The following is a 12,833-nucleotide window of genomic DNA, read 5'->3' as shown; positions in this document are numbered from 1 at the left end:
ATCTCAGGCGGAGCGCAGACGGAAGGCCGGGCGGATACCCGCCCGGCCTTCCTGAATCCGGACCTGGCGGTCCGGCCTTCCTGTGGATCGGTCAGCCGCAGTTGCCCCAGTCAGAGCTGGCGCCGGCCGAGCCGACGCGGCCGGAGTACCTGACGCACTTGCCCTTGGCCTGCAGCTTCACCGGGCCGGCGTAGTACTCGTAGTTACCGCTGTCGGTCTTCATACCGCCGCCCTGGACCTCCAGGGTCGCGGAGACGGGCGTCGCCTTGCCGACGTCGGCCGTCTTGATGGTGACGACGCAGTTCTCCCCCGTGCTCGCGTTGTACAGCTGGTAGACGGTGCCTGCCGCCAGAGGGCTGCTGTGCTGCACGTAGAAGCCCGACCCGCAGACCTGTGCCGGGCTGTAGGGGTTCCTCGCCGGAGCGGCGGTGCTGGTCGGCTTCGGCGCCGCGGTCGTCGGCTTGGCCGTGACCGTGGGCCTCAGCGTGACCGTCGGCTTCGGCGTGACGGTCGGCTGCGGCGGAGTCGTCGTCCTGGTGACCGTCGGGCGGGCCGTCGCCGTCCTGGTGACCGTCGGGCGGGGCGTCGCCGTCCGCGTCGCGGTACGGGTCGGCACAGCCGTCGGGGTCCGCGACGGCGCCGGTGTGGACGGCGCCTGGGTGGTCGGCTCCTGGGTGGTCGGCACCGGCGAGACCATGGGGCTCGGCCGGGCGGGCACCGTGGGCTCCGAGGTCGGCACCGTCTCCTGCGTCTCCGTGGCCACCGGGCTCGGAGACTGTGTGGGCGGGGGCTCGGGAGACGGCTCCGTCGGCACCGGGCTCGCCGTGGGGCTGGGCATCGCGGTGACCGTGGCGGTGGTCGTCACATGCGCCGTCGGCTGCGTCCGGCCGGTGGGCTGCGCCGGCGGCGGAACCACCGGCTGGGTCGGCACCGGCACGATCGGGCCGGGCGTCGGGACCGAGGTGAGCTCCGGCGTCACCGGAGCGTCCGTCGGCCACTCGCTCGGCAGCACCAGCGGCTGCACCGGCGAGTCGGGATCGTCGGACGACAGCGCCCACGGCACCGTCACCTGCGGCGCCGGCGTCGGGGCCTGCCCGCCGCCTCCGGTCGCGCCTCCCGTGGTCCCGCCACCCACGTCTCCGCCGCCCGCGATCACACGCCCACCGGTCCCGTGCTGGCCCGCGGCGCGCTCCGCGGCGGCCGGCGACAGCTGGACCTCGGCGTAGTGGCCGGCGCCCCACAGACCCACTCCGGAGAGCAGGACCACAGCGCCGACCGCCGCCGCGAGGCCGACGGGGAACGGCCTGCGCTTGGCCGTCTCGACCTGGCCCTGGGTGGTCGGCGGCCCCCACGTCTGCTGCCGGGGCTGCTCCTGCGGCATGGCGGGCGGCTGCCAGGTTGGGGTGGGCGGCTGCTGGGGCACGGGCGCGGGACCCCACGTCTGCTGCGGAACCGGCGGAACGGGGACTCCCCCGACCGGCGGCTGCGACGGCTGCGCGGGCAGCGCCACCGTCGCGCCGGGATCCGCCACCGGTTGCGCCCCGGCGGCGCCGCCGCCGCCGAGCAGTTGCAGCATCGCGGTGTAGGCGGTCGGCCGCTGCCCCGGCTCCTTGGCCAGCGCGGGCAGCACGACCTGGCGCAGCCGCTCCTCGAGTCCGCCGAGGTCGGGCTGCGCGTTCAGCACCGCCTGCGGCTCCTGCGGGAACGGCGGACGCCCGGTCGCGGCGAAGACCACCGTGGCGGCCCAGGCGAACATGTCCGCGTACGCGTCGTACCGCTCGCCCCGGATCTGCTCCGGAGCCCGGTACGCCGGCTCGCCCAACGGGGGCCCGACGGCGACGTCGGTCAGCTTGACGCCGTCGTCCGCGACGATGACGTTGTGCGGGGTGAGCGAGCCGTGCGCGAGGTCGGCGAGGTGCACGGCGGTCAGCGCGGTGAGCACGCCCACCGCGACCCGTTCGAGCGCCTCCCCCGAGAGCGGGCCCTCGGCCGCCACTGCGGCGGCCAGGCTGCGCCCCTCGACGTGTTCCCTGACGACATACGGTCGATCACCGAACAGACCCGCCGTGATCGTGCGGGCCACATATGAGCTGGACACACGCGTGGCCACAGTGAGCCGGTCGAGGACGGCCTGCCCCGAACCCGGCTCGGCGGCCAAGAGCTTGATCACCCGCACAGGGGCGTCGTCGCCGGTCTCCTTGCCGACATAGACGTCGCCGCGGGGCCCCTCGTCCAGCCGTCCCAGGATGGCGTACTCGCCTATCTGCTCGGGATCACCCGGCCGTAAAGGGTGCATCTCAGTCCTTTCTGGAAGTGACCTGATCAGGATCATTCAACCAAGAGGACACCACACAAAGCAGCTGTTTCCGGCAGGCCAAAACATTTAACCGTCAATTACTCAAAGCCGACGAGTCAACCCTCGCGCCCGGGGCGCCACCTTCTGCGCCTGCCCATCGGCACGAACACCCGCACGGCCACGATCAGTCCCACACCGCACAGCGCAGCCGCCGCGATCGTCAGCGCCAGGTCGATCGCCTCCCGGTCCACCGGAGCCGCCCTGCTCACCGCGTTCTGCGGCAGCGGGGCCGGCGCCGGCGGCGCGATCACGGGAGCGTCCACGGCCTCCAGCGGCAGGATCGCGGTGACGGCGAGCAGCGGGTTCACCATCCCGGCGCCCGTGCCCGTCCCCACGCCGCCGTCCGCCGTGGCGGTGATGCGCCACCGCACCCGCTCCTGGTTCAGCTCCGGATGGCGGGCGCGCACCAGCGCCGCCACCCCCGCGACGTACGGCGCGGCGAAACTGGTGCCTTCGAGCCCGCTCATGTACGACCGCCCGGGCCAGGTGGAGGTGATTTCCTGGCCCGGCCCCAGGACGGAGACGGGAGTGATGGTGTTGGAGAAGTCGGCACGCCTGCCGTCCGGGGTGGCCGACCCCACGGCGAGCACCCCCGGGTAGGCGGCGGGGTAGGAGGCCTCCGGCGTGCCGTCATCCGCGGTCGTGTTGCCGGCCGCCGCCACGATCACCGCGTCCTTGCCGAGCGCGTACGCCACGGCCTGCCTGAGCTTCGGATTGTCGTGGGCCTCGATCGACACGTTGATCACGTCGGCGCCGGAGTCGGCCGCGTCCACGATGGCCCTGGACAGCGTGTCCGGGTCGCCGTTCTCCTCGTTCGTCTGCTTCAGCGAGATCAGCCGCACGCCCGGCGCGACACCGATGAAGGGGACGCCCTTCACGTACTGGGCGGCGATGATCCCGGCGACGGCGGTGCCGTGGCCGACACAGTCGCGATGTCCCGTCCCGGTGTAGTCCACCTCCTTGGCCACCCGGATCTGGGGGTGGGTCAGGTCCACCCCGCTGTCGATGACCGCGACCGTGACCCCCTCACCCGTGGTGAGCGGCCACAACCGCTTCGGGTCGAGCCTGCGCTGCGCCCACGGCTCGGCCACCCCCATGCTGCCCTTGCGCGGCGCGCATCGCACCGGCGCGGCGCGCGCCTGGGCGGGCGGCGCGGGCGGTGCCATGAGAAGCAGCGCCAGCACGGTCGCCAGAAGGCCGGGTCCCCGCATAAGTGATCAGCCTAACGAACCCGACCGGTGATGCCGCTTCAAAACATGCCGGTTCAAACCCGGCATGCCGGTGATGAGGACGTGGAGGGGTGGGGACGAGGCGCGACAGCAGTCCCACTCAGTAAGGGGGCGGACGCCGTCCAGCGTCGGCAGGTGCATAAAATCCACCAAGGCTCGTAACCCAGGGGTCCGACGGAAGGATGGACGCGGTGCACAAGGTCCTGATCGCCAATCGCGGTGAGATCGCCGTACGGATCGCCCGGGCCTGCAGAGACGCCGGGATGTCCAGTGTCGCGGTCTACGCGGACCAGGACCTGGACGCGCTGCACGTGCGGGTGGCCGACGAGGCGCACGCGCTCGGCGGGCAGAGCCCGGCCGAGACCTACCTCGACATCGACAAGATCCTGTCGGTGGCGAAGAAGACGGGCGCGGACGCCGTCCACCCCGGCTACGGCTTCCTCGCCGAGAACGCCGGCTTCGCCCAGGCCGTGCTCGACGCCGGCCTGATCTGGATCGGCCCGCCGCCCTCGGCGATCACCGCGCTGGGCGACAAGGTCCAGGCCCGGCACATCGCGCAGCGCGTGGGCGCCCCGCTCGTGGCCGGAACCCCCGACCCGGTCTCCGGAGTGGACGAGGTCGTCGCCTTCGCCGCGGAGCACGGCCTGCCGATCGCGATCAAGGCGGCGTTCGGCGGCGGCGGGCGCGGGCTCAAGGTGGCCCGCACCATGGAGGAGATCCCCGACCTGTACGAGTCCGCGGTGCGCGAGGCCGTCACCGCCTTCGGGCGCGGGGAGTGCTTCGTCGAGCGCTACCTCGACCGGCCGCGTCACGTCGAGACCCAGTGCCTGGCCGACGCCCACGGCGACGTCGTGGTCGTCAGCACCCGCGACTGCTCACTCCAGCGCCGGCACCAGAAGCTGGTGGAGGAGGCCCCGGCCCCGTTCCTGACCGACGAGCAGCTCGAACTCCTCTACTCCTCCTCCAAGGCGATCCTGCGCGAGGCGGGCTACGTCGGCGCCGGCACCTGCGAGTTCCTCGTCGGCCAGGACGGCACGATCTCCTTCCTTGAGGTCAACACCCGGCTGCAGGTCGAGCACCCGGTCAGCGAGGAGGTCGCCGGCATCGACCTGGTCCGTGAGATGTTCCGCGTCGCCGACGGCGAGCCGCTGGGCTACGACGACCCCGTGCTGCGCGGCCACTCCATCGAGTTCCGCGTCAACGCCGAGGACGCGGGCCGCAACTTCCTGCCCGCGCCGGGGACGATCACGTCGATGCGCGTCCCGTCCGGCCCCGGCGTGCGGCTTGACGGCGGCTACGAGACCGGGATGAGCGTGCCGCAGGCGTTCGACTCGCTCGTGGCCAAGCTGATCGTCACCGGCGCGACCCGCCGGCAGGCGCTGGAGCGGTCGCGCCGCGCGCTGGCCGAGTTCGAGATCGGCGGCATGCCGACCGTGCTGCCGTTCCACCGGGCCGTGGTGGACGACCCCGCCTTCACCGGCGAGCCGTTCTCCGTGCACACCCGGTGGATCGAGACCGAGTTCGCGGGCGGGATCCCGCCGTACGAGGGGGCCGTGGAGGCGGCCGAGCCCGCCGAGCGCGAGCGGATCACGGTCGAGGTCGGCGGCAAGCGCCTGGAGGTCGTCCTGCCCGCGGGCCTGGGAACGGCCGGCTCCGCCCCGGCCAGGAAGGCGGCGCCCCGGCGGTCCGGCGGGGGCGGCGCCAAGAAGGCCGCGGCGAGCGGCGACTCCCTCGTCAGCCCGATGCAGGGCACGATCGTGAAGGTCGTCGTCGCCGACGGCGACACCGTCGAGCCCGGTGACACGATCGTCGTTCTCGAGGCGATGAAGATGGAGCAGCCGCTGACCGCCCACAAGGGCGGCACGATCACCGGCCTCGCCGCCGCCGTCGGCCAGACGGTCACCGCCGGGGCCGTCCTGTGTGAGATCAAGGACGCCTGAGCCTCCACGCCGGCCGTGGAGGCCCGCGTCACGCCCGTGCCCTCGAAGGCACGCGGCCATCGCCCCGGTGATCGTCCATCGGATCGGCGATCCGCATAGGCGCGTCCGCGGGGGGCGCGGAGCCGGAGAAGCCGTCGGCCACCATGACGGCCACCGTGAACAGGTGCCACGCCACCTGGGGCCGCCGCGCCTTCGGCCGCCCCCCGGACATGGCGGACAGACCGGAGAACAGACCGGCCACCGCCGCCTCGTCCACGATTCGCGCCAGCTCGTCCGTGACGGCCGTCCCGTCCCACGCGAGGACGCCGGCGCGGAGCTCGGCGGCCAGTGCCTCCGGTACGTCGACGCGCCAGTTCCAGGGCTTGGGGCCGCCTCCACCGGCGACCGGCGACGGGACATCCCACAGGCGACGCCGGACACGGCCCAGCAACGTCCGGCCCGCGGGCTCGGCGGCGAACCGCCACGGCCTGCCCTCGATCGGGACGTCCCGCAGCCCGGGCGCGAAGGCCACGATGCACCGGTGGACCACATCCTCGGAACGCCGCCACATCGGGTCGATGCTCAGCGCGGTCCGCACGACGAGGTTGTCGAGGAACGGCGGCACCGGCGTCCCGCCGCGCAGCAGCGCGGCCCGGGAGGCGGCGTGCCAGCGGCCGACGCGGTAGGTGAGATAGAGCCGGTCGAGCGTCCCCGCAGGGTCGTCCTTCCCGCGCCGCCGCCACGGCTCCGCCAGATCGCGGGCGTGATCCGCGGCCTCCCGGCTCAGCAGGTCGGCGTTCCTGGTGAACAGCCCCTCGATCCTGCGCCGCATGGCCGTGACGGCGAGGTCCTCCTGGTTGTGGAGGAACCCCGCCCGCAGCACCTCCCCGCCGTGCCCGGACATCCGCGGCCTCGGGTCGAAGCGCGCCGCCTCCGGCACGTTCTCGTACGCCGACAGCATGCCCTCGCAGACGTGCACGACGTTGTGCGCGCGGACCCTGGGGTGGGCGACGACCAGGTGCGCGGCGTCCGCCGAACGCTTCGGCTCGACCGCCCGGTGCTCCACGCCGAGGGCCGCCGCGACGCGCCGCGCCAGCACGACGTCGGGGGTGCCCTCGCGTCCTGAGGTGGCCGTGGTGAACGGGATGCCCGCGTGGTGGAGCAGCGCCGCCAGCAGCCTGCTGTCCCTGCCGCCGGTGAGCGACAGCCGTACGGGCTCCGTGACGGCCGTCAGCGGTCGCACGGAGGCCAGCAGCGCCGCGGCGAGCTCGTCGGCCTGGGCGCGCATGCCGCGGGCGGAGCCGGGCCGGGGCCGCGCCTCGGGCGGCGGGACCTCGTGGGTCACGCCCGTCCCCCGCACGACGGCGATCTCGGTGGCCGGCGGCAGCGCCCGCACCCCGTCGAACGGGGTCTCGTCGGACAGGAAGTAGCCCATCCGGACCATGCACTGCAGCGCCGGAAGGTTCCAGGCGAGGGCCGGACGGGCCGTGTCTGTCACCACGGCGCGGGCGACCAAGTGAACGAGTAGCGCCCGGTTTCCGACGACGTAGACGTCCGGAGTCTCCGCGTGGAACACCGGGCAGGCCGCCGTCATCCCCGTGGCGGCCGTCAGCTCGCCCTCACCCGCGCGGAACACCGAGAAGCAGCCGCCCGTACGGCACGCGGTCTCCCCCAGGCGACCGGCCGCCGGCAGGCGTGCGGCATCGGCAGGGTCGGCGAGATGACCGGTGACACCGGCGACCCGATCGCCCCTGACCCGATCGCCCCTGATCAGGAGAGGCAGGACGCCGTCCCCGGGCTCGTTCGACCACGACAGCAGCGCCACGTCGCCCGCGACGGACCGCCACTCCTCCGCGGTGACGGTCTCGGCGGGCACGGGAAAGGCACGGCCGATCGCGGCCCGGGCCGCGGCGAACCCCACGGGAGGCAACGGCGCACCGGCCCGCTTGGCGGCGATGCCCAAGTAGACGCGCATCCGCCACCTCACCCGAGAGAAACGGGTCGCGCCGTCGTTGTCGCAACGCCTCGCAACGCAACTCCTTGATCACGTCTTCGATCCATGAGGGGTTTGATGCGAGATCGCGGCGGACGGTTCGGCGGGCGACGCCACCGTCGTTCATCGGCAGGAGGACGCATGCCGCCTCCCGGGTGCGGAACGATAGGTTTTTGTGGAGGAACCATCGCGCCCTGCCGTTCGTCCTGTAGGGCGAAGGAGGCTTGAAGCCGTGACCATGAAGACACCGCTCGGCCGGGTGGGGGCCGCCCTGGCGGCGCTGCTCGCCGGGCTCATCACCCTGCTCGCGCTCGCACCGTCCGCAATGGCGGCGGCTCCCCCGGACCCGACCACGGTCCTGTCGTCCTGGAAGAGCGGCAACCCGCTGTTCGTGCAGAGCGGCGCCCCGCTCACGTCCGACCAGCAGTCGGGCGTGCGTGACGCGCTCGAGAACGCGAACACGAAGATCTACGCGGTCGCCCTGCCCGACGGCACGATCACCTCGTCGCAGCAGGCGGGCGCGTACATCACGCAGCTCGGCAACGCGCTCGCCCAGGCGGGCCGGACCTCGGCGACCGTGGCCGTGATCGACGGCACGAACCTGTTCGCCGGGTCCAGCGCGCTCGGCAGGAACTCCCGGGGCGCCGCCGGCCAGATCGCCAACCTGGCCGCCGCCAACAACAAGGGCGACCCGGTCGCAGTGATGGAGGACTTCGTCCACCGGATCGACCAGTTCGCGGGTGGCAACCGCAAGGAGCCCCTGACTTCCGGCAGTAAGAGCGGTGGCGGTGGTTCGGGTGTGCTTGTCGGCATCCTGGGCATCGCGGTTGTGGGAGGTGCCGGTTTGTGGATCATCGGACGTCGCAACAAGCGCAAGCGTGAGGAGCGCGAGGCCGCCGAGCTCGCCGCCGTCAAGCAGACGGTCGAGGAGGACGTCACGAAGTTCGGTGAGGAGATCACCGCGCTCGACGTGGACGTCAAGATGCTCCCGCAGGCCGAGACGACGGGCGACTGGCAGCGCGCGCTCGACTCCTACGAGCGGGCCAAGACCGAGCTGGACGGGATCAAGCGGCCCGAGGACCTGCGCACGGTGACCTCGACGCTGGAGGACGGCCGCTACGCGCTGGCCTGCGTGAAGGCGCGTGTGAACAACCAGCCGCTGCCCGAGCGTCTCCCGCCGTGCTTCTTCAACCCGCAGCACGGCCCGTCGGTCCGCAACGTCCGCTGGGCGCCCCCCGGCGGCGCGGTGCGCGACGTCCCCGCCTGCGCGGCGGACGCCGAGGCGGTGGAGCGCGGCTTCGACCCGCAGATGCGCGAGGTCATGGTGAACGGCCACCGCAGGCCCTACTGGGACGCCGGTCCCGCCTACCAGCCCTACGCGTACGGCTACTACGGCGGCTTCGGCGGCGGCGACCTGCTGACCGGCATGCTCGTCGGCACCATGCTCGGCAACGCGTTCGGCGGCTGGGGTCACGGCGGATACGGCGCCGGCTACGACTCCGGCTACGCCGCGGGCGTGGAGTCCGGCGGTGGCGACTGGGGCGGCGGAGGCGACTTCGGCGGCGGCGGCGGTGACTTCGGCGGAGGCGGCGACTGGGGTGGCGGCGACTTCGGCGGAGGGGACTTCGGCGGCGGCGGCGACTGGTAACGCCTGAGCGCTTTCCGCGCGGCATCGACGAGGGGCGGACCCGGGGGTCCGCCCCTTCGTCATGTCGCGGGCCGCGACCACGGGTTGCGGCCACGTGCACCACAGCCGGCGTCGCGGGGCCGGTCAGCGGATTGCAAGTGCGATTAAAGATCGCATGGGAGACTCGGGATGTTCCCCTCAGGAGGCCCCCCGTGCGTCGCTTCGCCCCCCTCTCCGTCGCCGCCCTGTTCCTGTCGCTCGCGTTCCTGTCGCTTCCTGCGACAGCCGCTCACGCGGCCGCCGCGCCCTGCAAGCCGGGCAGCGGCGTGGATCTGCGCGGCAGGGACCTCACCAGCGCCGCCCTGCCCCCCGTCATGCGGTGCGCCGACCTCACCGGCGCGAAGCTGGACGGGGTGGACCTCACGGGCAAGGACCTCACCGGGGCCGTCCTGCGCAAGGCATCGCTGAAGGAGGCCGACCTCGGCCAGGCGCATCTCGACTACGCCGACCTGCGCGGCGCCGATCTCACCGAGGCCGACATGGGCCAGATGCAGGCCAAGCGGGCGAACCTGCGCGGGGCGGTCCTCACCGACGCGGAGGCCGTGCAGGCCGAGTTCCCGCATTCCGACCTGACCGGCGCGGTCCTCACCCGGGCCGTGCTCACCCAGGCCGACCTCACCGACACGAGTCTCGTGGACGCCGACCTGAAGGACGCCACGCTCGGGCAGATCAAGGGCCGCAAGGCCGACTTCACCCGGGCCAAGCTCGGCGAGGCCAAGCTCGGCCAGGCTCATCTGGAGCACGCCGCGCTGAAGGACGCCGACCTGTCCGAGGCGGAGTTCACCCAGGCCGAACTCGACGGCGCGGACTTCCACGGGGCGAACGTCGACAAGGCCTCTTTCACCCAGGCCGACGACGTGGACCTCACCGGGGCGCGGGGCACGCCGGTCAACCTCCCCGACGACGCCGTCGCGCCCGGCGCCGCCGCCGGAGACGAACCGGCCGCGGACAGGACGACCTCCTGGGAGCAGGACGTGCCCGCAAACGCCGTCCGCCCGAAGGGCCCGTCGCCCGCGCTCATCCTCGTCGTCGTGTCCGGACTCGGCCTCAGCCTGACGCTGATCCTGTGGGGCGTCGCGCACCGGCGCAAGGAGCGCTTCGTGGCCGAGATGGCGGTGGCCAGGCACGCCGCCGAGGAGGACGTGACCCGCTTCGGCGAGGAGATCGACGCCCTCGACTTCGAGATGAAGATCAACCAGGTCAGCGGCCCGACGCACGAGTGGCGCGCGGCACTCGACGCGTACGAGGCGGCCAAGCAGGCGCTGAACGTCGCCCAGACGCCCTACGACCTGCAGGCGGCGGCCACGGCGGTCGCGCGGGGACGGCAGGCGCTGCACGAGGTCAGGTCACGGCTGTCCGCCACGGGCGGCCACCGCTGACCTCGGCGAGCTCACCGGCGGCCCTGCCCGAAGACGGCGTCGCGAGCGATCGAGAGGGCGGTGGAGACCGCGCCCCTCAGGACGGGATTGTCCGGGATGCCGCTCACGCGTACGTGCACGGGGACGGGCGAGACCTCCGCCAGGCGCTCGGCCACCAGGGCCGCCAGCGGGTCGCCGCCCGCCAGGCTGGTGGCGCCGCCGAGGACGACGAGGCCGGGGTCGAGCACGGCCACGAGCGTGAAGGCGGCCGTCGCGACCCTCTCCGCCAGGGCCGGGAGGTCCAGTCCGCGTACGGCCTGCGCGCCCAGCAGGTCGCACACCTTGATGTCGAGCCGGCCGAGGAAGCCGATCTCGCCGGCGCCGCCGGAGGCGCCCCGGCGGAGCCTGCCGTCCAGCACGACGGCCGCGCCGACGCCGTCGCCCAGCCACAGCAGGACGAAGTCGTCCCGCCCGGCGGCCGCCCCGGTGGCGTGCTCGGCGACGGCGGCCAGGTTGACCTCGTTCTCCACGATGACCGGCGCGTCGACCAGGGTGCGCAGGGCCGGGAGGAGCCCGGGTCGCCAGGCGGGCTCCGCGTTCCCGGCCGCGAGGTCTCCGGTCTGCGGGTCGACCATGCCGGGCGCACCGATCACGACGGCGTGCAGGGGACGTGAGCCGGCCGCCTCGGTGAGCGCCTCCGCGACCAGCGCGGGAAGGTTCTCCCCGATCGGCCGCGTCGCCTCGCCCATGGTGACGCCGGCGATGTCGGCCACCGTGACGTTGACCACGTCGCGCCGCACGTCCACCCCGCCCACGAATGCCCGGTCGGCGACGATCCCGTAGAGCCGCGCATTGGGGCCGCGCCGGTCGCCGCCGCTCTCCCCCGTGACCTGGATCAGGCCGTTGACCTGGAGGCGTTCGATCAGGTCCGACACGGTCGGGCGGGACAGGCCGGTGAGCGCGCGCAGTTGCGGCGCGGTCAGCGGGCCACGCTCCAGGAGCAGGTCGAGCGCGAGCCGGTCGTTGATGGCCCGGGCGAGCTGGGGTGTCGCGGTCTTCATGAAAAACCTCTTTTTATCAGGAACCCTGCCTGTTAATTTATCTCCATGCGAGACAGACATCAACGGGCCACAGCCCTCGTCTTCGCCGTACACGGAGCGGTGGCGGGCACCCTCGCCACCCGAATGCCGTGGCTCCAGGACCACTTCGGCCTGGGCACGGCCACTCTCGGGCTCGTCCTGCTCTGCCCGCCGATCGGCTCGTTCCTCGCGATGCCGATGACGGCGCGGCTGGCCTACCGCTTCGGGGCCAGGGCGACGACCCGGGCCCTCCTGGCCCTGTGGTGCGCCTCACTGGCCCTCCCCGTGCTGGCGCCGGGCCCCCTGTGGCTGGTCCCCGTGTTCCTCCTGTCCGGCGCCGCCGCGGGCATGTGCGACCTGGCCATGAACGCCCAGGGCGTGCTCGTCGAACGGCGGCTGGGCCGCTCGGTCATGTCCGGCCTGCACGGCATGTGGAGCGTCGGCAACCTGTGCGGCGCGGGCATCGGGGCCGCCGCGGCGCAGGCGGGCCTGGACGCGCGTGCGCATCTCACTCTCATGGCGGCGGCGCTGATCGCCGTGGGCGCCGTGGGAAGCCGTGTGCTCCTGGACGACACGCCCGCGCCGGACGAGAAACCGCCGTCCCGCTTCACTGTGCCGCCGAGGGCCGTCCTGCTGATCGGCCTGATCGGCTTCTTCGCCACCTTCGCGGAGCGGGCCAGCGGCCAGTGGGCGGCGATCTACCTCACGAACGTGACCGGGGCGGGCGCGGGCCTCGCCGCGACGGGCTTCACCGTGTTCACCGCGTGCATGGTCACGGTGCGGCTCGCCGGAGACTTCGCGGTGCGCAGGCTGGGGCCGGTCGCGACGGTGCGCGCGGGGGCCGTCACGGCCGTGCTCGGCGGCGTGGCGGTGGTCGCGTTCCGCACCCCCGCACCGGTGATCGCCGGGTTCGCGTTGTTCGGCGCCGGCGTCGCCGTCGTCGTGCCCCTGGTGTTCGCGGCGGCGGGCCAGGTCGCCCGGACACCCGCCGAGGGCGTCGCGGGGGTCGCGTCGATCACCTGGATGTCGGGACTCGTGGCGCCTTCCGTCATCGGCTGGCTGGCCGGCGCGTTCGCCTTCCCGTTCGCGTTCGCCCTGGTGACGTGCATGGTCGGAGCGATGATCTGGCCGGCGCGCGCGCTGAGCCCACGCGCGGCCGCAGCCCGCGTCCCCGTGGGCGCGGCGTGCGCGGACTGACCCGGCGTGGCGGGG

General features: G+C 73.4%; 8 protein-coding genes. 4 read left to right on the top strand and 4 right to left on the bottom strand.

Annotation, left to right across the window (positions count from 1 at the left end; translation table 11 throughout):
• Positions 1–91: 91 nt before the first annotated feature.
• Positions 92–2,296: a serine/threonine protein kinase gene (locus QSK36_RS05545; protein WP_285781557.1), complete on the bottom strand. Its 2,205-nt coding sequence runs from the start codon at positions 2,294–2,296 to the stop codon at positions 92–94.
• 116 nt (positions 2,297–2,412) lie between these two features.
• Positions 2,413–3,567 (bottom strand): type VII secretion-associated serine protease mycosin, encoded by a 1,155-nt coding sequence (mycP, locus tag QSK36_RS05540; RefSeq protein ID WP_183534520.1) that lies wholly within the window; start codon positions 3,565–3,567, stop codon positions 2,413–2,415.
• Between the two features lie 209 nt (positions 3,568–3,776).
• On the opposite strand from mycP, the gene QSK36_RS05535 reads away from it, so the two are divergent.
• Positions 3,777–5,525, top strand: coding sequence for an acetyl/propionyl/methylcrotonyl-CoA carboxylase subunit alpha (locus QSK36_RS05535; protein ID WP_285781556.1), 1,749 nt, complete (start codon positions 3,777–3,779; stop codon positions 5,523–5,525).
• Between the two features lie 28 nt (positions 5,526–5,553).
• Here QSK36_RS05535 and QSK36_RS05530 read toward each other — a convergent pair whose 3' ends face one another.
• Positions 5,554–7,479, bottom strand: coding sequence for an asparagine synthase-related protein (locus QSK36_RS05530; RefSeq protein WP_285781555.1), 1,926 nt, complete (start codon positions 7,477–7,479; stop codon positions 5,554–5,556).
• A 256-nt stretch (positions 7,480–7,735) separates the two neighbouring features.
• Here QSK36_RS05530 and QSK36_RS05525 point away from each other — a divergent pair, with 256 nt between their 5' ends.
• Both QSK36_RS05525 and QSK36_RS05520 read left to right on the top strand, forming a co-directional pair.
• The gene (locus QSK36_RS05525) at positions 7,736–9,145 is read left to right on the top strand and encodes a hypothetical protein (protein ID WP_221263519.1); all 1,410 of its coding nucleotides are present in this window, start codon (positions 7,736–7,738) and stop codon (positions 9,143–9,145) included.
• Between the two features lie 191 nt (positions 9,146–9,336).
• A complete protein-coding gene (locus QSK36_RS05520) occupies positions 9,337–10,563 on the top strand; it encodes a pentapeptide repeat-containing protein (RefSeq protein ID WP_183534512.1) in 1,227 nt (408 codons plus the stop codon).
• Positions 10,564–10,574: 11 nt separating this feature from the next.
• On the opposite strand, the gene QSK36_RS05515 is transcribed toward QSK36_RS05520, so the two are convergent.
• Positions 10,575–11,603: an ROK family transcriptional regulator gene (locus tag QSK36_RS05515; RefSeq protein WP_285781554.1), complete on the bottom strand. Its 1,029-nt coding sequence runs from the start codon at positions 11,601–11,603 to the stop codon at positions 10,575–10,577.
• A 45-nt stretch (positions 11,604–11,648) separates the two neighbouring features.
• Between QSK36_RS05515 and QSK36_RS05510 the strand changes: the two genes are divergently transcribed.
• Complete coding sequence (locus QSK36_RS05510) at positions 11,649–12,818, top strand: MFS transporter (RefSeq protein ID WP_183534508.1); 1,170 nt, start codon at positions 11,649–11,651, stop codon at positions 12,816–12,818.
• Positions 12,819–12,833 lie beyond the last annotated feature (15 nt).

The sequence above is a fragment of the Microbispora sp. NBRC 16548 genome (genome assembly GCF_030268985.1).
Lineage (GTDB): Bacteria > Actinomycetota > Actinomycetes > Streptosporangiales > Streptosporangiaceae > Microbispora > Microbispora catharanthi.
The sequence above is the reverse complement of the archived record's forward strand: the minus strand, read 5'-3'. Positions and strand labels throughout refer to the sequence as shown.